18 protein-coding genes are annotated in these 20,598 nt (G+C 60.3%); 6 read left to right on the top strand and 12 right to left on the bottom strand.

Annotated elements, in window-relative coordinates:
- Positions 1-11: 11 nt before the first annotated feature.
- From ACIOVB_RS04660 to pepN, 3 genes are read left to right on the top strand one after another with little or no spacing between them, the layout of a single operon-like run.
- Positions 12-272, top strand: a complete 261-nt coding sequence (locus tag ACIOVB_RS04660; protein ID WP_401265302.1) for a YeaC family protein — start codon at positions 12-14, stop codon at positions 270-272.
- On the top strand, positions 269-1,099 hold the full coding sequence (locus ACIOVB_RS04655) for a DUF2797 domain-containing protein (protein ID WP_401265299.1): 831 nt from the start codon (positions 269-271) through the stop codon (positions 1,097-1,099). Before ACIOVB_RS04660 ends, ACIOVB_RS04655 begins: the two co-directional genes overlap by 4 nt.
- Positions 1,100-1,109: 10 nt before the next feature.
- Positions 1,110-3,767 carry an aminopeptidase N gene (gene pepN, locus ACIOVB_RS04650; protein WP_401265297.1) on the top strand — a complete coding sequence of 886 codons (2,658 nt, stop codon included), beginning with the start codon at positions 1,110-1,112 and terminating at the stop codon, positions 3,765-3,767.
- A gap of 264 nt (positions 3,768-4,031) precedes the next feature.
- Here pepN and katG read toward each other — a convergent pair whose 3' ends face one another.
- The 3 genes from katG to ACIOVB_RS04635 all read right to left on the bottom strand — a co-directional run bounded on the left by katG (position 4,032) and on the right by ACIOVB_RS04635 (position 8,976).
- Positions 4,032-6,302 carry a catalase/peroxidase HPI gene (gene katG / locus ACIOVB_RS04645; RefSeq protein ID WP_401265294.1) on the bottom strand — a complete coding sequence of 757 codons (2,271 nt, stop codon included), beginning with the start codon at positions 6,300-6,302 and terminating at the stop codon, positions 4,032-4,034.
- Positions 6,303-6,433: 131 nt separating this feature from the next.
- The gene (locus ACIOVB_RS04640; RefSeq protein ID WP_401265291.1) at positions 6,434-8,644 is read right to left on the bottom strand and encodes an LTA synthase family protein; all 2,211 of its coding nucleotides are present in this window, start codon (positions 8,642-8,644) and stop codon (positions 6,434-6,436) included.
- A gap of 20 nt (positions 8,645-8,664) precedes the next feature.
- A complete protein-coding gene (locus ACIOVB_RS04635; RefSeq protein WP_401265288.1) occupies positions 8,665-8,976 on the bottom strand; it encodes a hypothetical protein in 312 nt (103 codons plus the stop codon).
- Positions 8,977-9,237: 261 nt separating this feature from the next.
- Here ACIOVB_RS04635 and ACIOVB_RS04630 point away from each other — a divergent pair, with 261 nt between their 5' ends.
- Positions 9,238-9,789, top strand: a complete 552-nt coding sequence (locus ACIOVB_RS04630; protein ID WP_401265286.1) for a hypothetical protein — start codon at positions 9,238-9,240, stop codon at positions 9,787-9,789.
- A gap of 59 nt (positions 9,790-9,848) precedes the next feature.
- Positions 9,849-10,370, top strand: a complete 522-nt coding sequence (locus ACIOVB_RS04625; protein WP_401265284.1) for a DUF2846 domain-containing protein — start codon at positions 9,849-9,851, stop codon at positions 10,368-10,370.
- 110 nt (positions 10,371-10,480) lie between these two features.
- Here ACIOVB_RS04625 and paaZ read toward each other — a convergent pair whose 3' ends face one another.
- The 8 genes from paaZ to paaA form a co-directional block, all read right to left on the bottom strand.
- Positions 10,481-12,541 (bottom strand): phenylacetic acid degradation bifunctional protein PaaZ, encoded by a 2,061-nt coding sequence (gene paaZ, locus ACIOVB_RS04620; protein WP_401265282.1) that lies wholly within the window; start codon positions 12,539-12,541, stop codon positions 10,481-10,483.
- Between the two features lie 28 nt (positions 12,542-12,569).
- The gene (locus ACIOVB_RS04615) at positions 12,570-14,216 is read right to left on the bottom strand and encodes a cation acetate symporter (RefSeq protein WP_401265280.1); all 1,647 of its coding nucleotides are present in this window, start codon (positions 14,214-14,216) and stop codon (positions 12,570-12,572) included.
- Positions 14,213-14,521 carry a DUF485 domain-containing protein gene (locus ACIOVB_RS04610; RefSeq protein WP_401265278.1) on the bottom strand — a complete coding sequence of 103 codons (309 nt, stop codon included), beginning with the start codon at positions 14,519-14,521 and terminating at the stop codon, positions 14,213-14,215. Before ACIOVB_RS04610 ends, ACIOVB_RS04615 begins: the two co-directional genes overlap by 4 nt.
- Before the next feature lie 167 nt (positions 14,522-14,688).
- A complete protein-coding gene (gene paaE / locus ACIOVB_RS04605) occupies positions 14,689-15,765 on the bottom strand; it encodes a 1,2-phenylacetyl-CoA epoxidase subunit PaaE (protein ID WP_401265275.1) in 1,077 nt (358 codons plus the stop codon).
- A gap of 30 nt (positions 15,766-15,795) precedes the next feature.
- The gene (gene paaD, locus ACIOVB_RS04600; RefSeq protein ID WP_401265273.1) at positions 15,796-16,329 is read right to left on the bottom strand and encodes a 1,2-phenylacetyl-CoA epoxidase subunit PaaD; all 534 of its coding nucleotides are present in this window, start codon (positions 16,327-16,329) and stop codon (positions 15,796-15,798) included.
- Positions 16,316-17,077 carry a 1,2-phenylacetyl-CoA epoxidase subunit PaaC gene (gene paaC / locus ACIOVB_RS04595; RefSeq protein WP_401265271.1) on the bottom strand — a complete coding sequence of 254 codons (762 nt, stop codon included), beginning with the start codon at positions 17,075-17,077 and terminating at the stop codon, positions 16,316-16,318. The genes paaD and paaC overlap by 14 nt, the downstream gene beginning before the upstream one ends.
- Before the next feature lie 8 nt (positions 17,078-17,085).
- Positions 17,086-17,367, bottom strand: a complete 282-nt coding sequence (gene paaB / locus ACIOVB_RS04590) for a 1,2-phenylacetyl-CoA epoxidase subunit PaaB (protein WP_401265268.1) — start codon at positions 17,365-17,367, stop codon at positions 17,086-17,088.
- 27 nt (positions 17,368-17,394) lie between these two features.
- Positions 17,395-18,384 carry a 1,2-phenylacetyl-CoA epoxidase subunit PaaA gene (gene paaA / locus ACIOVB_RS04585; protein WP_401265265.1) on the bottom strand — a complete coding sequence of 330 codons (990 nt, stop codon included), beginning with the start codon at positions 18,382-18,384 and terminating at the stop codon, positions 17,395-17,397.
- Between the two features lie 234 nt (positions 18,385-18,618).
- On the opposite strand from paaA, the gene ACIOVB_RS04580 reads away from it, so the two are divergent.
- Complete coding sequence (locus tag ACIOVB_RS04580) at positions 18,619-19,137, top strand: hypothetical protein (protein WP_401265263.1); 519 nt, start codon at positions 18,619-18,621, stop codon at positions 19,135-19,137.
- Positions 19,138-19,179: 42 nt separating this feature from the next.
- Here the strand turns inward: ACIOVB_RS04580 and paaK are convergent, their stop codons facing one another.
- Positions 19,180-20,505: a phenylacetate--CoA ligase PaaK gene (gene paaK / locus ACIOVB_RS04575; RefSeq protein ID WP_401265261.1), complete on the bottom strand. Its 1,326-nt coding sequence runs from the start codon at positions 20,503-20,505 to the stop codon at positions 19,180-19,182.
- Positions 20,506-20,598 lie beyond the last annotated feature (93 nt).

The following is a 20,598-nucleotide window of genomic DNA, read 5'->3' as shown; positions in this document are numbered from 1 at the left end:
CGGAGACCCTGATGTCCTCTTTTAACGAAATGATCAAAAACATCACCCCGGAGATCTACGAGAGCCTGAAACTGGCCGTGGAAATCGGCAAGTGGTCGGACGGTGGCAAACTCACCGCCGAACAGCGCGAGCTGTCGTTGCAGGCGATGATCGCCTGGGAAATCCAGAACCTGCCTGAAGAACAGCGCACCGGTTACATGGGCCCGCAGGAGTGTGCGTCGAAGTCGATCGAAGTGCCGAACATTCTGTTCAAGTCGGATGCCATCCATTGATCGAGATTGGCCGCGGTGCAATCAGCAAAATGTCGGCGCGCCTTGACGGGCCGCACGTGCAATACGCGTTTCGTCTGGATGACGTCGAGGTGCCGGTCAATCCTTTGATCGGCACGACGGTGCGTCTAGAGTATCTGGGGGCGATCCACTGCACCCATTGCGGGCGCAAGACCAAAACCAGTTTCAGTCAGGGTTATTGCTATCCGTGCATGACCAAGCTGGCCCAGTGCGATATCTGCATCATGAGCCCGGAGCGTTGCCACTTTGACGCCGGCACCTGCCGCGATCCTGCGTGGGGCGAGCAGTTCTGCATGACCGACCATGTGGTCTATCTGGCCAACTCGTCGGGGGTCAAGGTTGGCATCACTCGTGCTACCCAATTGCCGACCCGCTGGCTTGATCAGGGTGCCAGTCAGGCGTTGCCGATCATGCGTGTGGCGACGCGGCAGCAATCGGGCTTCGTCGAAGATCTGTTCCGCAGTCAAGTCGCCGACAAGACCAACTGGCGCGCACTGCTCAAGGGCGATGCGGTGGCAGTCGATCTGGCGCAAGTACGCGATCAGTTGTTCGAAAGCTGCGCCGAGGGCCTGCAAGGCTTGCAGGAGCGATTCGGCCTACAGGCAATTCAGACGATTGCCGATGTCGAACCTATCGAAATCCGCTATCCGGTCGAGCAATACCCGGCCAAGATCGTCAGCTTCAACCTGGACAAGAACCCGATTGCCGAAGGCACGCTGCTGGGGATCAAGGGCCAGTACCTGATCTTCGATACCGGCGTGATCAACATTCGTAAGTACACGGCTTATCAGCTCGCCGTGCATCAGTAAGGATTCCAGCATGCGCACCGAACAACCGAAGATGATTTACCTGAAGGACTATCAGGCGCCTGAGTACCTGATCGACGAAACACACCTGACCTTCGAGTTGTTCGAGGACCACAGCCTGGTCCACGCGCAACTGGTGATGCGCCGCAACCCGGCCCGTGGCGCGGGCCTGCCGCCGCTGGTGCTCGATGGCCAGCAGCTGGAATTGCTCGCGGTCACACTCGCCGACAAAGAGCTGAGCGCTGACGATTACCAGCTCAGCGAAAACCACCTGACCCTGCAACCGACCAGCGAAACCTTCACGGTCGACACCAGCGTCAAGATCCACCCGGAAACCAACACCGCGCTGGAAGGCCTGTACAAGTCCGGCACGATGTTCTGCACCCAGTGCGAAGCCGAAGGCTTCCGCAAGATCACCTATTACCTCGACCGTCCCGACGTGATGAGCAAGTTCACCACCACGGTGGTCGCCGAGCAGCACAGCTATCCGGTACTGCTGTCGAACGGCAACCCGATCGCTTCCGGCCCCGGCGAAGACGGCCGGCACTGGGCGACCTGGGAAGACCCGTTCATGAAACCGGCGTACCTGTTCGCGCTGGTGGCCGGTGATTTGTGGTGCGTTGAAGACACCTTCACCACCATGACCGAGCGCACCGTCGCGCTGCGCATCTATGTCGAGCCGGAAAACATCGACAAGTGCCAGCACGCGATGAACAGCCTGAAGAAGTCGATGCGCTGGGACGAAGAGGTCTACGGTCGCGAGTACGATCTGGACATCTTCATGATCGTCGCGGTCAACGACTTCAACATGGGCGCCATGGAGAATAAAGGCCTCAATATCTTCAACTCCAGCGCCGTGCTGGCCCGCGCCGAAACCGCTACCGACGCCGCGCACCAGCGGGTCGAGGCGATCGTCGCCCACGAATACTTCCACAACTGGTCGGGCAACCGCGTGACCTGCCGCGACTGGTTCCAGTTGTCGCTCAAGGAAGGCTTCACCGTGTTCCGCGATTCCGGCTTCTCTGCCGACATGAACTCGGCCACAGTCAAGCGCATTCAGGACGTGGCGTACCTGCGTACCCATCAGTTCGCCGAAGATGCCGGCCCGATGGCCCACGCCGTGCGCCCGGACAGCTTCATCGAGATTTCCAACTTCTACACCCTGACCGTGTACGAAAAGGGCTCGGAAGTGGTCGGCATGATCCATACCTTGCTCGGCGCCGAAGGCTTCCGTAAGGGCAGCGACCTGTACTTCGAACGCCACGACGGCCAGGCCGTGACTTGCGACGATTTCATCAAGGCGATGGAAGATGCCAACGGCGTCGACCTGACCCAGTTCAAACGCTGGTACAGCCAGGCCGGTACGCCACGCCTGGCGGTGAGCGAGTCTTACGATGCCGCGGCGAAAACCTACAGCCTGACCTTCCGCCAGAGTTGCCCGGAAACCCCGGACAAAGTGGAAAAACTGCCGTTCGTGATCCCGGTGGAACTGGGCCTGCTCGACAGCAAGGGCAACGAGATCGCCCTGCGTCTGGCTGGCGAAGCCGCTGCCCAAGGCACCACTCGCGTGATTTCCGTGACCGAGGCTGAGCAGACCTTCACCTTCGTCGACATCAGCGAGCAGCCATTGCCATCGTTGCTGCGTGGCTTCTCGGCGCCGGTGAAACTGAGCTTCCCGTACAATCGCGACCAGTTGATGTTCCTGATGCAGCACGACAGCGACGGCTTCAACCGCTGGGATGCCGGTCAGCAACTGTCGGTGCAAGTGCTGCAAGAACTGATCGCCCAGCAGCAAAAGGGCGAAAGCCTTTCGCTCGATCCTCGCCTCATCACCGCGCTGCGCACGGTGCTGTCCGATGAGACGCTGGATCAGGCGATGGTCGCCGAAATGCTCTCGTTGCCGGGTGAGGCGTACCTCACTGAAATCAGCGAAGTGGCGGACGTCGATGCGATCCATATCGCACGCGAATTTGCCCGCAAGCAACTGGCCGACAACCTGTTCGAAGGACTGTGGCTGCGTTATCAGGCCAACCGTGACCTGTCGAAGAAAACCCCATATGTGGCCGAGGCCGAGCATTTTGCCCGTCGTGCCTTGCAGAACATCGCGCTGTCGTACCTGATGCTCAGCGGCAAGCCGGAAGTGTTGGCAGCGGCGCTTGAACAGTTCGACACCAGCGACAACATGACCGAGCGCCTGACCGCGCTGGCGGTGCTGGTCAACTCGCCGTTCGACGAGCAGAAAGACCAAGCGCTGGCCAGTTTCGCCGAGCAATTCAAGGACAACCCGCTGGTCATGGATCAGTGGTTCAGCGTGCAGGCCGGCAGCACCTTGCCGGGCGGCCTGGAACGGGTGAAAGCGTTGATGCAGCACCCGGCGTTCAATATCAAGAACCCGAACAAGGTGCGTGCGCTGGTCGGTGCGTTTGCCGGGCAGAACCTGATCAACTTCCACGCGGCGGATGGTTCGGGTTATCGCTTCCTGGCGGATCTGGTGATTGAGCTGAACGGCTTCAACCCGCAGATTGCCTCGCGCCAATTGGCGCCGCTGACTCGCTGGCGCAAGTACGACAGCGCCCGTCAGGCGTTGATGAAAGGGGAGCTGGAGCGGATTCGGGCTTCGGGGCAGCTGTCGAGCGATGTGTATGAGGTGGTTAGCAAGAGCTTGGCTTGATATGGCGTTTGGAGCTTTTCCCTCACCCTAACCCTCTCCCTGAGGGAGAGGGGACTGACCGAGGTGGATGGTCGAGTTACACCGACTTGAAAGACCGAGTCGAGCGTTGGTTTTGAAGCACATCGAGATCGGCTCCCTTTCCCCCTCGCCCCCTTGGGGGAGAGGGCTGGGGTGAGGGGGTTAAGATCTAAAAAACACCGAAATAATCCAGTTTGCATCCAAAAAAACGCCGCTTAAACAAGCGGCGTTTTTTGTTGCTCTAAATTACTTCAGGTCGAAGCGATCCAGGTTCATGACTTTCGTCCATGCAGCAACAAAGTCCTTAACAAACTGCTCCTTAGCATCCGAACTGGCATACACCTCCGCCAGCGCACGCAATATCGCATTGGAGCCAAACACCAGATCAACCCTTGTCGCCGTCCATTTCACGCTACCGGTTTTACGGTCACGGCCCTCGAACTCGTCCGCGTCCCGCGAGGTCGGCTTCCACTCCACGCCCATGTCCAGCAGGTTGGTGAAGAAGTCGTTGGTCAGTGCTTCTGTCTGGCTGGTGAACACACCATGACGGCTTCCCCCAACGTTGGTGTTCAACACGCGCAGGCCACCCAGCAGCACGGTCATTTCCGGAGCAGAGAGGGTGAGCAGTTGCGCCTTGTCGATCAACAGGGCCTCGGCTGACACCCGGTATTTGCCTTTGCTGTAGTTGCGAAACCCATCGGCAATCGGCTCCAGAAAGCCGAACGAGTCGACATCGGTTTGCTCCTGGGTTGCGTCCGCACGTCCCGGCGTGAATGGCACCGTGACCGAGTGCCCGGCATTTTTCGCCGCTTGCTCGACCCCGGCATTACCCGCCAGCACAATCAGATCCGCCAGCGAGACCTTCTTGCCGGATGCGCCACCATTGAACTCGCCCTGAATGCCTTCAAGGGTGTTCAGCACCTTGTCCAACTGCTCAGGCTGGTTGGCTTGCCAGAACTTCTGTGGTGCCAGACGCAGGCGGCCACCGTTGGCGCCGCCACGCTTGTCCGAACCACGGAAGGTCGAGGCCGCCGCCCACGCGGTGGAGACCAGTTGCGAGACGGACAGCCCAGACGCCAGTACTTTGCCTTTCAGTGCGGTCACATCGTTGTCGTCGATCAGCGCATGAGTGACCTCAGGAATCGGGTCTTGCCACAGCAGTTCTTCGGCGGGCAGTTCCGGTCCGAGGTAGCGTGACAGCGGGCCCATGTCGCGGTGGATCAGTTTGTACCAGGCACGGGCGAAGGCGTCGGCCAACTGATCGGGATTGGCCAGGAACCGGCGCGAGATCTGCTCGTAGGCCGGGTCGAAGCGCAGCGCCAGGTCAGACGTCAGCATGGTCGGCGATAGTTTTTTGCTCGGGTCGTGGGCATGGGGAACGGTGCCAGCCCCCGCGCCGTTCTTCGGTTGCCACTGGTGCGCACCGGCCGGGCTCTTGGTCAGCTCCCACTCAAAGCCGAACAGGTTTTCCAGATAGTTGTTGCTCCATTGGGTCGGCGTGGTGGTCCATGTCACTTCGAGGCCGCTGGTGATGGTGTCGCCACCCTTGCCGGTGCCGAAGGCGTTGCGCCAGCCGAGGCCTTGCTCTTCAAGGCCGGCGGCTTCCGGTTCAGCACCGACATTATCGGCAGGGCCGGCGCCGTGGGTTTTACCGAACGCGTGACCACCGGCAATCAGTGCCACGGTTTCTTCATCGTTCATGGCCATGCGGCCGAAGGTTTCGCGGATGTCCCGGGCCGAGGCCACTGGGTCCGGGTTGCCCTCAGGGCCTTCCGGGTTCACGTAGATCAGACCCATTTGCACGGCAGCGAGCGGGTTTTCCAGATTGCGTTCGCCCTGATCGGTGCGGCTTTCTTCTTTGCCGTGTAAATCAGGTTCGGCTACCAGCGTGCCGTCACCGGGTTCCTGCATGGCAGATTTGTCCTTGCCGTAACGGCTGTCGCCGCCCAGCCATTCGTGTTCCGAGCCCCAGTACACGTCTTCGTCCGGCTCCCACACGTCGGGACGGCCGCCGGAGAAACCGAAGGTTTTGAAGCCCATGGATTCCAGTGCAACGTTACCGGTGAGAACGATCAGGTCGGCCCAGGAAATATTGCGGCCATATTTCTGTTTGATCGGCCACAGCAGGCGCCGGGCCTTGTCGAGGCTGACGTTGTCCGGCCAGCTGTTGAGCGGGGCGAAACGTTGCTGCCCGGAACCGGCGCCACCACGGCCGTCGGCGGTGCGATAGGTGCCGGCGCTGTGCCAGGCCATGCGGATGAAGAGTGGGCCATAGTGGCCGAAGTCTGCCGGCCACCAGTCCTGAGAGTCGGTCATCAGGGCGCGCAGGTCCTGTTTCAAGGCCTGAAAGTCCAGGCTTTTGAAGGCGGTGGCGTAGTCGAAATCCTTGCCCAGCGGATCGGACTTGGGCGAGTGCTGACTCAGGATTTTCAGGTTGAGTTGATTCGGCCACCAGTCACGGTTCGTCGTACCACCACCGGCGGCGTGGTTGAACGGGCATTTCGATTCGTTTGCCATGTTCGGATCCTTATCAGGTCTTGTACGGCCGGCTCGTGCCGACTTCGGACTTGTAAGGCTAGACCCGACTTGGCAAGTCAGCTAATAGCCCGACTATTGGACACTGATAGGCAGAACCTTTTACCGATGAATCAACTGGATTGCGCGGCTTCATCCTCAGGCACTTCGTCCAGCAGTTCCTCCTGCCCCGGCACTTCGGTGATCACACTGAAATCCGTCACCTCTACTGCACCCATTCCATATCCCAACAGGTGAAACGAGAAGGCCTTGCGCTGCTGCGGGTTGTCAAAACTGAAATCCATCTCCAGCGGTTGATCGGCTGTGGCAACCATCTCCGCCGGCAATCCCAGTTGCACGTCCTGTTCAAACTCTTTGGCCTTGAGCTGAATGTATGCCGCCTGCTGCGGATCGACCGAACGTACGGTCAGGCGCACGCGGGTTTGCGTGCCCTTGGGCATTTCCAGATATTGCGCGCCAATCAGGTTGTCGGCCCAATCGTCATTGATCTGCGCTTGCAACGGGATGACGTTGGTGCTGCCGAACTGATAGCGCTGATTGAGCGGGGTGCGCAGCAGCGACAGATCGAGGGCATTCGCGCGGGCCGCGATCTGTCGAGCGCGCTGACCGCTGTAGGTGCCCTTGAACGTGGCGCTCTCGGCGATAAACCCTGCGCTTTCGTAGTAGCGGCAACGGCGTGGCATGTCACATTCGGAAAAAATCCCCCGACCGTCGTGGTAGCGCAGTTTGCCGTTGGTAAACGACATGATCTCGCGCCCGGAGTCATAGTCGCGAAACAGCGAGCGGCCACTCAGCGCGCTTGGCACTGGCAGGTCGAAGTAATCGAGGATGGAGGTGCTCAGATCGACATGGCCATACACCCCGGCGTTGAGGCGCGGCAGTTGTTCATGTTCGGGCGCCAATGTCAGGTTGAAGCCCCACGAGGAGGCCAGACGCACGCCGTCGATGCCGTGGGATTCATCCGAAGTGATCACGACGAGGGTGTCTTTCAACACGCCCTGGCGTTCAAGACCGATCAGGAACTGATCCAGCGCATCGTCCAGATAACCGACCGCTGCCTGTTTCGGCGTCTCGTAGCGCTGCAGATAGTCTTCTGGCGCGGAGTAGGGCTGGTGGGTGCCCACGGTCAGCAACGTCAGCATCCACGGTTGCTTCTGCTTCTTCAATTGGCCGACATAATCCAGCGCACCTTCGAAGAACGCCTTGTCATCCTTGCCCCAAGGGAACTCCAGATAGTTGGCGTTGGTGAACCATTCCAGACCATGGGTCGCATCGAAACCGATGTGCGGCATGATCTTGTCTTTGGCCATGAAGCGCAGACCGGCGCCTTGCAGGTAGTGGGTGCTGAAGCCGTGTTCGCGCAGTTGTGCCGGCAGGCAGGCCTGATTGCGCTGTTGCTGGGTGAGCATTTCCACGCCTTTTGGCGTGCCGTTGTTGAGCTTGTCGTAATCGCCACAGAGCATGGCGTACAGACCGCGAATGGTCTGGTGGGTGTGCAGCACGTAGTCCGGAGTGTTCATGCCGCGCTCGGCCCAACGGCTGAGGTTGGGCATCAGGTCTTCCTGATAATGGCTGCCGATGGCCTCGCGGTTGGCGCGGATGTAGGCGCCGGGAATGCCTTCCAGGGCTATCACCAATACGTTGCGCGCCTGACCCGGGGCTGTCAGCAGCTTGTGGCCATTGAGATCGACGTCGGTGAGCCCGGCCATCGCTGGCGCGGCTTCTTCGACATCGCCGTCCAGCCATTCCTCAGCCTGGATCTGCAAATCAGCAACCTGCGTGGCCAGCAACTGATGCGGCAAGTTGTACGCCCGCCACGGATCGTCCTCGCTCGGCCACAGGTTCTGCGCACCCCAGTGCGCGGCGAACAGCACCAGCGGCGCGCTCCAGGCGGCGCGGGGCAGGGTCGGGCGGGCAATGCCGCGTCCGGCAAACTGAGTCAGCAGCCAAAACATCAGGGCCAGCAACAACGCGATGCCCACGCCCGGATGGGCCAGACCGCCGCCGGTGGAGTTTTCCACGAACTGCGAGTCGATCAGGTAATGCAGATCCGTCGGATTCGGCAGGCGTCCTACGGCGCTGACCAGTTCAGCCGTCGCCACGCTCAACAGTGCGCAGAACAGCAGCACCGGCAATGCCAGCCACCACGGACGACGATGCAGCAACACCACCAGCAAACTGCCAATGGCCAGATCCGACAAATAACCCAGCGGCGTCGACCAGCCGAGCGCCGCGCGCAGGCAGACCGGCACGATCAGTACCAGAAAAATCAAGGAAAAGAGGCGGGCATGTGGGTGTCGCAACCCGGTCAAAAGAGCGCTCACAAAAAAAGACCTTCCAGTCATCAAACCGTCAAAAAAGTGTGGGCGATGATACCAAGGGTGAGCTGTCTGATCGCCTTTTTAAACGTGCGGGTGATCTGCTGGCAGATAGCAAATTGAACCGCTTGGGAGGCTTGAGGCCTTGATCGGCGTCCGTGCCGGAGGATCAGGTCGAGTTCGGCTGGCATACGGCGGCGGGGTTTTATTTGTTTCAGGTTGTTTAGTCGGCCTTTGCTCTGCTGCCATTTCAAAAAGTTGCCGCTGGCGCTGGTCGAGCAAATCGTCAAAGACCCGAGATCGATTTCGCGCGGTTGCCGCAGCGCACGTTTATCCATGCGCAGAAATTACAGTAATCGGGGGTGTTGAAGAACAAGCCGGGGAGTGGGAAAGATTACTTCTTTGCGCAGGCAGATGACCGCGCCGGCAATTGAGCGAAGCGTGCAAAGCCTCAAGAATAAGGCTCACCGGGCGATACCAGTGGTCAACGTGCGACGAATCAACCGATTCGGCGCAAAGCATGGATCAATTGGCAAGCACGGTATTAAACAATGCTACGGAAAGTTTTCAGCACATCGGCCACGTGGGGCGCTATTGCCTTGAGTGTTTCCCTGTTGCACGGGTGCACGACTGCGCGCTACGACGGCAAGCGCGCACCGGATGCGGCCAAGGCGGTGATCATCGGCTCCATTACTGAAGGGTATCTGACTCAGCCGCACGGGCTGATGGTCGATATCAAACAGCAGGGAGAGCCGAACACAGCCATTGCATTGACCACGCTTTATAACGAGGACGACCAACCCTCTCCCCATTTGCTAGGGCATCTGTTCATGTACGAGGTGCCGCCTGGGCGTTACCAATTTACCGACTGGCGCTATCAGTTCTACTTGGGCCACGCGGTCGCGCGACCGTCTCCTGTGGTTTTTAACGTGAAGGCAGGGCAGACGCTCTACATTGGCAACCTGTATGCCAATGCGCTGACGTATTGTTTGTCCAACGTCGATGACGCCGAAGAGACTGTCGAGGGTCTCAAGCGCAAATACCCGATTCTAAAAAGCCGAACCATCATCAATCTGACCTCCGAAAGCGCCTTCAAGCCTTGGCCAACCTCTGATGCCAAAGACTACGGCAAAGGACTTTGCATGCCTTGATGCGGCAGGGCCATGGCTTTGGCTCATCCCATGAAGCTTTCTATTTCAAGGAAATATCAATGAACCGCATCACATTACTTTTGGTTGGCCTGCTGGCCAGCCTGTCCCTGCTGGGTGGATGCAGCACCGGGCCCGACTTGCAGGGGCAGCCATTTTTTAGCGCCGTGGAGCAGACGCGACCGGATCAGGCGACCCTCTATTTTTATCGTCCTGCCGCCAGCGTCGGATACTTCGTGACCCCCACGATCAAGGTCGATGGGAAAGCCATCGGCGTTCTGCCGTCCGGTGGCTTCTTCAAGACAACCCTGCCAGCCGGTCGTTACCGGATTGAGTCGACTTCTCCACCGTTTGTCAGCAGCAGTGTCAACAAGCGTTTCGACCTGAGTGTCGAAAACGGAAAAGTCTATTTCATTGCTGATCAGACCAGTTCCCTGGCATTCAGCGACAAGCAGGCGTTAGGTGAAGTGAATGATGCTTACTACTCGGGTGCGCACTTCTTTTTTCGCTACGCGTTAGTGCCTGAGGAAGAAGCATTGCGGGCGATCAAGTGGTGTCAGCAAGTGCCACCCCCAGCATCGTAAATCTGAAGGCTTGCGAAGCGGGACTTGCTCCAGGAAGGGATCAGTACTCGACGCCGGGTGTTCACCGCTAGCGTCGAGATCTGTTCTTCAAAACATTTTTGGCTTCCGAGTTAAATCGCCTCTTCGCGCTTCACCACCAACGTCAAAATGTCATAGCTTGCCACCAGCTCACCGAGTTGGTTCGTCACTTCCACATCCCACGCCACCACCCCTTGCGGAATGCCTTGCGGGCTCTTCTTGCCTTGGTCGATCTTGCGTTTGCAGGTCAGGCGCGCCTGGATGGTGTCGCCGATGCCGACCGGGTTGATGAAGCGCAGGGTGTCGAGGCCGTAGTTGGCCAGCACCGGGCCGGGGGCGGCGGAGACGAACAGGCCGGCGGCGGCCGACAAGACGAAGTAGCCGTGGGCAATGCGTTTACCGAACTGCGACTCTTTGGCGGCGATGTCGTCGAAGTGCATGTAGAAGTGGTCGCCGGACAGGCAGCCGAAGTTGACCAGATCCGCTTCGGTGACGGTGCGGCGATGGGTCAGCAGCGATTCGCCGATCTGCAGATCCTGGAAGTGCCGGCGGAACGGATGCACTTCGGTTTCGATGACTTTGGCGCCGCGCACGTGTTCACCGGTGACGGCCGCAAGCATGGTCGGCGAGCCTTGTACCGCCGCGCGTTGCAGATAGTGTTTGACCGCGCGCAGACCGCCCAGCTCTTCACCGCCGCCAGCACGTCCAGGGCCGCCGTGTTTGAGTTGTGGCAGCGGCGAGCCATGGCCGGTGGATTCGGCGGCGGATTCGCGATCCAGTACCAGCAGGCGTCCGTGCCACGCGGCGGCAGCAGGGATGGCTTTGGCGGCGATGGCAGGGGATTTAGTCACCAGGCTGGCGACCAGACTGCCCTTGCCGCGAGCGGCCAACGCCAGTGCTTCGTCGAGATCGTCGTAAGCCATCAGAGTGCTGACCGGGCCGAACGCCTCGATGTCATGGGCGCCGCCTTCGGCATGCGGATCGCGGGCCAGCAGCAGGGTCGGGGCGAAGAACGCGCCCTGACTGACGTTTTCGCCGCGCGGTTCGAAACCGTCTTTCGCACCGAATAATTGATCGCAGCTTTGCAGCAGGCTTTGCAGGCGCTCACCGACATCCTTCTGTTGATCGTGGGAGGCCAGCGCGCCCATGCGTACGCCCTCCACCGACGGGTCGCCGATCACCACTTTCGCCAGGCGATCACGCAGTCGTGTGGCGACCGCATCGATGTGTTGCTTGGGCACGATGGCACGGCGGATGGCCGTGCATTTCTGCCCGGCCTTGGTCGTCATTTCCCGGGCGACTTCCTTGATGAACAGCTCGAACTCTTCGTCATTTGGGGTGACGTCCGGGGCGAGGATCGCGCAGTTCAGCGAGTCGGCCTCGGCGTTGAACGGCACCGAATGGCGGATCAGGTTCGGGTTGACCCGCAGCTTGGCGGCGGTGTCGGCGGAGCCGGTGAAGGTCACCACGTCCTGACCTTGCATACGGTCGAGAAGGTCGCCAGTGCTGCCGATCACCAGTTGCAGGCTGCCGGTCGGCAACAGGCCGGATTCGTCCATCAGTCGGACCACGGCTTCGGTCAGGTAACTGGTGGCGCTGGCCGGTTTGACGATGCACGGCATGCCGGCGAGAAAGCACGGTGCGAATTTTTCCAGCATGCCCCAGATCGGAAAGTTGAAGGCGTTGATGTGGACCGCGACGCCGCCACGCGGCACCAGAATGTGCGTGCCGGCGAAGCCGCCGAGCTTGCCCAGTGCCATCGCCGGGCCCTCGTGGACGATGTTGCCCGATGGCAATTCCCGCGCGCCGAGGCCGGCGTAGGTGAACAGCGTGCCGTTGCCGCCCTCGATGTCGATCCAGCTATCGGCACGGGTGGCGCCGCTATGATGTGAGAGGGCGTAGAGCTGTTCTTTGCGTTCGCTCAGGTACAGCGCCAACGCCTTGAGCCGTTGCGCGCGTTGCTGGAAGTCGAGCTTCATCAGTTCGCTGACGCCCTGGCGACGACCGAAGTCGATGGCTTCGGCGAAGTCCGGGCGCTCCTCATGGGTACGCGCCAGGTCATGGCCGTCGATGGCGCTGCGCAGGATCTGCGCGCCGTGCTGGCCGATCCAGCGGCCGGCGAGGAAGCTTTGCAGGGTAGGGGCGTGGGACATGAAATAAGCTCCTGTACTTGTAAAAGAGTCAGTGTTGGCTGGCGCCGGCCGCGCCGATGCCGGTCATCGAACGGATGAACTGCGCCAGATAACGGCCGCGCTCAAGGGCTGCGCGGGGCGAGCGGTCGGTGACCGAGAACAGCCAGGCGCTGAAAAACGCCAGGCTCATGGAAAACAGCGCCGGGTTGGAGTACGGGAACAGCGCTTGCGGGTGATGCAGGACATTGACCCACACGGCGGGGCTGAGGATCAGCAGCACAATGGCCGAGACCAGTCCCGCCAGACTGCCGATCACCGCGCCGCGTGTGGTCAGGCCTTTCCAGAACATCGAAAGGAACAGCACCGGGAAATTCACCGAGGCAGCGATGGCTAACACCAGTCCGGAGAGGAAGGCGATGTTCTGCGACTCGAACAACAAACCGAGGACGATGGCGAGCACGCCGATGCACAGGGTGGCGATGCGCGAGACGCGGATTTCTTCCTTCTCGCTGGCCTGACCCTTGCGCATCACGCAGGCGTACAAGTCGTGCGACACCGCCGAGGCGCCGGATAGCGCGAGGCCGGCGACCACCGCCAGAATCGTCGCGAACGCCACCGCCGAAATGAAGCCGAGGAACAGGTTGCCACCCACCGCTTGCGCCAGATGCACGGCGACCATATTGCCGCCACCGATGATCGCGCCGCTGGCGTCGCGAAAGGACGGATCCGTGCCGACCATGACGATGGAACCGAAACCGACAACGATCAGCAGCAGGTAAAAGTAGCCGATGAAGCCGGTGGCGTAGAACACGCTTTTACGCGCCTGTTTCGCATCGCTGACGGTGAAAAAGCGCATGAGAATGTGCGGCAACCCGGCGGTGCCGAACATCATGCCCAGCCCCAGGGAAATCGCGTCGATCGGGTTCGACAGCAACCCGCCCGGCGCCATGATCGCCGTGCCTTTGGCGTGTACGGCGGTGGCGCCGGCGAACATCGCTTCAAAGCTGAAGCCGAAGTGCTTGAGCACCATGAAGGCCATGAACGTGGTGCCGAACAGCAGCATCACCGCTTTGATGATCTGCACCCACGTGGTGGCGAGCATGCCGCCGAAGGTCACGTAGAACACCATCAGCGCGCCGACCAATACCACCGCGTAGAGGTAGTCGATGCCAAACAGCAACTCGATCAGTTTGCCGGCGCCGACCATCTGCGCCACCAGGTACATCAACGCCACTGTCAGGGTGCCGAAGGCCGAGGTCAGGCGCACCGGGATTTGTTCGAGGCGATACGAAACGACGTCGGCAAAGGTGTATTTGCCGAGATTGCGCAGGCGTTCGGCGATCAGGAACAGGATGATCGGCCAGCCAGCCAACACGCCCAAGGCGTAGAGCAAGCCGTCGTAACCGTTGAGGAACATCATCGCCGAGATGCCCAGAAACGATGCGGCGGAGATCATGTCGCCGGCAATCGCCAGACCGTTCTGGAAACCGGTCATGCCGCCACCAGCGGTATAGAAATCGCTGGTCGAGCGGGTGCGCTGCGCGGCCCAACGGGTCACGCCGAGGGTGAACAGGACGAACACCATGAACATGCCGATGGCGTTCCAGTTCAATGGGCGGGTACTCGTTTCGGCAGCGAGGGCAAGGTCCGTGACCAGCACGCCGGGGAGCAGGAAAAACGCGGCCAGACGTTTCATCGTGCGCACTCCTGCTTGAGCTTTTCGTTGAGCGGATCGATCACGTTGTTGGCGCGATAGACGTAGAAACCGGTCAGGGCAAAGGCCAGCAGCACCACGCCGACACCGACCAGCATGCCCACGGTGGTCACGCCGCCGCTGAGGGATTGGCCCAATGTGGCGGGGGAGAAAGCCACCAGCAGGACGAAGCCGTAATAGATCACCAGCATCAATGCGGTCAGCGACCAGTACAGGCGCTGTTTGCGGCGGACCAGCAGAATGAAGTCGGGGTGTTGGCGGATCAATTCGACGTCTTCGGGGCTCATGATCGTTTCCTTGTTTGTTGTTTTTGTTTTGGGTGGAACAGGGCAGACACACCGCCCCACTGTAGGAGTGAGCCTGCTCGCGATAGCGGTGTTTCAGGCGACATCGATGTTGAGTTTGATGGCCTCATCGCGAGCAGGCTCACTCCTACAGGGATCTGTGTGAGCTTTTAAAACTGGTCGAAATCGAGCACAACCTTGTCGCTCACCGGATATGCCTGGCACGACAGCACATACCCGGCCGCCACTTCGTAGTCCTCCAGGGCATGGTTGCTGTCCATATCGACTTCGCCTTCGATGACCTTGCACTTGCAGGTCGAGCACACCCCGGCCTTGCACGAATACGGCAGTTCCAGACCTTGGGCGTTACCAGCGTCGAGCAGGCTCTGGCTGTTGCGCGGCAAGTCGAAGGCCACGGCGCGGCCGTCGCTGATGACGGTGATCTGGCTGGTGCCAGCGTCGAGCACTTGCGCGGCCTGGCGGGCTTCGCGTTTCTGTTGGCTGCCGGCGGCGGCGAACAATTCGAAGTGGATGCGCTCGGCGCCCATGCCCTTGGCCTTGAGGCTGTCACGCACGGTTTCAGTCATCTCTTGCGGGCCGCAGATGAACGCGGCGTCGAGGGCTTTGACGTCGAGCCAACGGCTGAACAGCTGCTCGCATTTCTTCGCGTCGATGCGGCCGTTGTAGAGGTCGACATCCTGCTGCTCGCGGCTGAACACAAAAATCAGGTTCAGGCGTTGCAGGTAACGATTCTTCAGGTCTTCGAGCTGTTCGCGGAACAATGCGCCGGAGCTGGAACGGTTGCCGTACAGCAGGGTGACGCGGCTGTGCGGCTCGGTTTCCAGGGTGGTCTTGATGATCGACAGAATCGGCGTGATGCCGCTGCCGGCGGCCACCGCCAGATAGTTGCCGTGGCGTGCCGGATCCAGTTCTACGTGGAAGTGCCCGGCCGGCGGCATCACTTCGAGGGTGTGCCCGGCCTGCAACTGCTCGTTGGCGAATGCCGAGAAGCGCCCGCCCGCCACGCGTTTGATTGCAATGCGCAGTTCACCGTCGTTGACCCCGGTGCAGATCGAATACGAACGACGCACTTCTTCGCCATCCATCTGCGTGCGCATCACCAGATGCTGGCCCTGGGTGAACTGAAAGCTGTCCTGCAAGTGCTGGGGAATGTCGAAAGCGATGGACACGGCGTCACGGGTTTCGCTGCGGACATCCTTGATGGTCAGGCTGTGGAATTTGCTCATTATTGTTCTCCCGACACGGCATTCGGCCGCTCAGATGCACTTGAAATAGTCGAAGGGCTCGCGGCAATCGCAGCAGCGGTACAAGGCTTTGCACGCGGTGGAGCCGAACTCGCTGAGCACTTCGGTGTGGGCGCTGCCGCATTGCGGGCACAGCACCGTCGGGCTTTCGCCGAGCAGCGTGCGTTTGCTGGCGCTGCCGTCCGGCGGGGCGATGCCGTAGGCGCGCAAGCGTTCGCGGCCATCGGCGGTGATCCAGTCGGTGGACCAGGCCGGGGTCAGCTTGCGCTCCAGCCGTGGCTGGTTGAACCCGGCCTGTTCCAGTGCGGCGCGGATGTCGTCCTCGATCACCTCAGTGGCCGGGCAGCCGGAATAGGTCGGCGTGACCACCACATGCAGATGCCCGGCCCGCCAATCGAGGTCGCGGACGATCCCGAGGTCGACCACGCTGACCACTGGCACTTCCGGGTCCATGACCTCGGCCAGGGTCGCCCAGGCCTTGTCCAGGTCACCGTTCAGCGCTGGCCGGGCGCCGCGATCGCTGGTGATCAGCTCACCAGGTTGCATCGGGGTACGCTCGGGGCAGGAACTGCATCTCGGCCAGCAAAATGCCCAGGTGTTCGCTGTGCAGACCGCGACGGGCATTCAGGTAGAAATAGCTCGGCGCCGTCGGGACGGGCAGGGTGGCGCGGTCGAACACGGCACTGACCGTTGCTTGCCATTGCGCGGCGACAGTGGCGATGTCCGGGCTGATGCCGGGCGCGCACAGACGCTGTTCGCTATCGTCGGCGGCGATCAGTTCGATGGTGAAACGCCAGACTTCCGGGATCGCCGTGAGCATGCGTTGATGGCTTTCTTCAGTGCCGTCGCCCATACGCTCGATCCACTCGCCGGAGCGGCGCAGGTGATAGGTGACTTCCTTGACCGCTTTGGCGGCGATCCCGGCAATGCGTTCGTCACTGGACTGGCTCAAGCCCTGCAACACCGGCAGGTGCCAGGCGTCGTAGAGGAATTGCTTGAGCATGGTCACCGCGTAGTCGCCATTCGGTTGTTCGACCAGCAGCAGGTTGCGATAGGCGCGCTCATCGCGGCGAAACGCCAGGTGATCGGCGTCACGGCCGTCGTCCAGCAGCTCAGCGGCGTATTCCAGCCAGTTTCGCGCCTGACCAACGAGGTCGAGGCCGACGTTCATCAGCGCCAATTCTTCTTCCAGTGCCGGGGCCTTGCCGCACCATTGGCACAGACGCTGGCCCTGGATCAGGGCGCTGTCGCCGAGGCGCAGCAGGTATTCGATCAGATCGGTTTTATCGTTCATGGTCGACCTCACATGTGTCCGACTTCGGCCGGCAGTTCGTAGAAACTGGCGTGGCGGTAAACCTTGTCGTCAGAGGGATCGAACAGCGGGTCTTTTTCATCCGGCGACGAAGCGGTGATCAGCGCTGAAGGCACCACCCACAGGCTCACGCCTTCGCTGCGACGGGTGTAGAGCTCGCGGGCGTTCTCGATAGCCATGGTGGTATCAGCGGCATGCACGCTGCCGACGTGTTTATGGTTGAGGCCGTGCTTGCTACGCACGAAAACTTCGAAAAGGGTCCACTGGGACATGTCATTCACTCCACATCAGATGGCCGATCAAGCGGCGTTCTTGTTCTGTTTTTTACGAGCGTGGGCGACCGCGGCTTCGCGGACCCAGGCACCGTCTTCAATGGCTTTGCGGCGGGTGGCGACGCGTTCCTGATTGCACGGGCCGTTGCCCTTGAGCACTTCGTAGAACTCGCTCCACTGGATCTCGCCGAAGTCGTAATGACCGCGCTCGGCGTTCCACTTCAAGTCCGGATCGGGGCAGGTGCAGCCGAGCAGTTCCAGTTGCGGGATGGTCTGGTCGATGAAGCGCTGGCGCAGTTCGTCGTTGCTCTGGCGCTTGATCTTCCAGGCCATCGACTGCGCGCTGTTCGGTGAGTGTTCGTCGCTCGGGCCGAACATCATCAGCGCCGGCCACCACAGACGATTGATCGCGTCCTGAACCATGTCTTTTTGCGCCTGATTGCCGTGGCGCATCATGGTCAGAAGAATTTCGTAGCCCTGGCGCTGGTGGAAACTCTCTTCCTTGCAGATCCGCACCATGGCCCGGGAGTAGGGGCCATACGAGGTGCGCTGCAACACCACCTGATTGACGATCGCCGCGCCATCGACCAGCCAGCCTACCGCGCCCATGTCGGCCCAGTTCAGCGTCGGGTAATTGAAGATGCTCGAATACTTGGCCTTGCCGCTGTGCAGCTTGGCGATCTCTTCGTCGCGATCAGCACCGAGGGTTTCCATGGCGCTGTACAGATACAGGCCGTGACCAGCCTCGTCCTGAATCTTCGCCATCAATTGCAGTTTGCGTTTGAGTGACGGTGCGCGGGTAACCCAGTTGCCTTCCGGCAGCATGCCGACGATCTCGGAGTGGGCGTGCTGGGAAATCTGCCGGATCAGCGTCTGGCGATACGCATCTGGCATCCAGTTCTTGGCTTCGATCTTGATTTCTGAATCTATTTTTTCCTGAAAGGCGCGTTCCTCATCGGACATCTCCGAAAGGTCCTTGATGCGTTTGACGCCTGTTTCTACGAGCTGTGCGTACATTCTTGTTCTCCTGCCTCGGTTTTTTTAAGGCATGTTCGAGGGCATGGAGAACTTTATAAGTGATACGGAAATTAATATCAAACACAAATTAACGTGTCGTATATTTTTGTGTATCGCTTCCGATCAATGGCGAAGGGTTGTTTTCTGGACAGGGTGATGGTCGCTCAGTAGCATTTGCGCCCTACGGATCTCTCCCATGCGCGTTGTTCGGCGTGGATCTCTCAAGGAATCGATATGAGCGACGTTCCCCGTGACGACAAACCCAAAGTGTTTACGCTGATAAACGGCGAAATACGCGAAAGCCAAATCAGTTTCAGCTCGGTTTCGGATCTTGATGGTGAAATTCGCGTGCATACCGTTGAGGGCGACCGAATTGACGTGCAGGTGCCTGGATCGAACTTCGCCCTGCGCTTCGATCTGGATGGGGTGCAGAAGGTGCCGGCGGCGCCTGAGCGCGAGCCGGCGGAAGACAAAAAGAAGTCCGCAGAACAGCCGCTGACACCGTTCAACTGGAAAACGTTGCTCATCACCTTCGTGCTGTGGAACGTCGTTGGTGTTGTGATTTCTGGTGTGGTGGGCTTGTTTGTCGCCTTGCTGTATTTCGGCTATCAGTGGCGCGAAGTGGCCAAGCGCAAGAAACAGCTGGCCGATGAGTTGGCGCCAGAGACGACTGAGGTGAAGGCGCAAGCGCAGGAAACCGGTTCGAAAATGTCCCGAGAGCGCGTACGCAAAGCGTTGTCCCGCAAACGCTGAGCGGCGAAGGCCTTGCGCCTTCGCCGCTTCTTAAGGGCCGAATCAGCCCTTGGCGCGCTTATCAATCACATGGCACGCCTTGCCTTCCGAACGCTTGATCGAGAACGGCGGCTGCAGCAATACCCGTGAACTGATCCCGATATACGTCTTGATGTGCCGACTCAGCTCGCCGCACAGAGCCTTCTGCTGCTCGTCACTCAGGCCCTGATGCTCGGCCTTGAGTTCGACGTGGACATCGACGCTGTCCAGATTGCCGTTGCGATACAGGTGAATCTCGTAGGACTCGGAAAGCTGTTTGATCTTCAGCACCTGTTCTTCAACTTGAGTCGGGAACACGTTGACGCCACGGATGATCAGCATGTCGTCGCTGCGCCCGGTGATCTTGTCGATGCGGCGCATCGGGCGTGCGGTGCCGGGCAGCAGGCGGGTGAGGTCGCGGGTGCGATAGCGGATCATCGGCAGGGCTTCTTTGCTCAGCGAGGTGAACACCAGTTCGCCCATCTGCCCGTCCGGCAACACTTCGCCGGTAATCGGATCGATGATTTCCGGGTAGAAATGGTCTTCCCAGATCGTCGGGCCGTCGCGGGTTTCCGCGCATTCCATGGCCACGCCCGGGCCCATGATTTCCGAGAGGCCGTAGATGTCGAGGGCGGTGATGCCCAGGCGTGCTTCGATGGCGCTGCGCAGTTCGGCGGTCCATGGTTCGGCGCCGAAGATACCCAGGCGCAGGGCCAGTTTGTGCGGGTCGATGCCTTGGCGTTCGATCTCGTCGGCGATGTTGAGCATGTACGACGGCGTGACCATGATGATATCGGGCTGGAAATCCTTGATCAGTTGCACTTGTTTTTCGGTCTGGCCGCCGGACATCGGGATCACCGTGCAGCCCAGACGCTCGGCACCGTAGTGCGCGCCCAGACCGCCGGTGAACAGGCCGTAGCCATAGGAAATATGCACCTTATCGCCGCGTCGACCGCCACCAGCGCGGATCGAACGGGCAACGATGTTGGCCCAGGTGTCGATGTCGTTCTGGGTGTAACCGACCACGGTCGGTTTGCCGGTGGTGCCGCTGGACGCGTGCAGGCGCACGACGTCATGCATTGGCACGGCGAACATGCCGTAGGGGTAGTTGTCGCGCAGGTCGGATTTGGTGGTGAACGGAAACTTCGCCAGATCGTCCAGCGAGCGGATGTCGTCCGGATGTACGCCCAGTGAATCGAAGCGTTGGCGATACAGCGGCACGTTGTTGTACGCGTGGTTGAGGCTCCAGCGCAGGCGTTCGAGTTGATGCTGGCGCAATTGATCGACGCTGGCGGTTTCCAGCGGATCCAGTTCAGGGTTGAGCACGGCTTGGGCAATTGGCATGTTCATGACTTCACTCGAATTATTTTTGTGTTTCAGCCCCGTGCTTGCGGGGCGCTGAGTGCATGCCCCAAGGATACCGCTCGGCACCTCGGGAATCGC

It is taken from the genome of Pseudomonas sp. NPDC087639, from assembly GCF_044743385.1.
Lineage (GTDB): Bacteria > Pseudomonadota > Gammaproteobacteria > Pseudomonadales > Pseudomonadaceae > Aquipseudomonas.
Note: the sequence above shows the minus strand (reverse complement) of the source record. Positions and strands in the feature narration are given on the sequence as shown.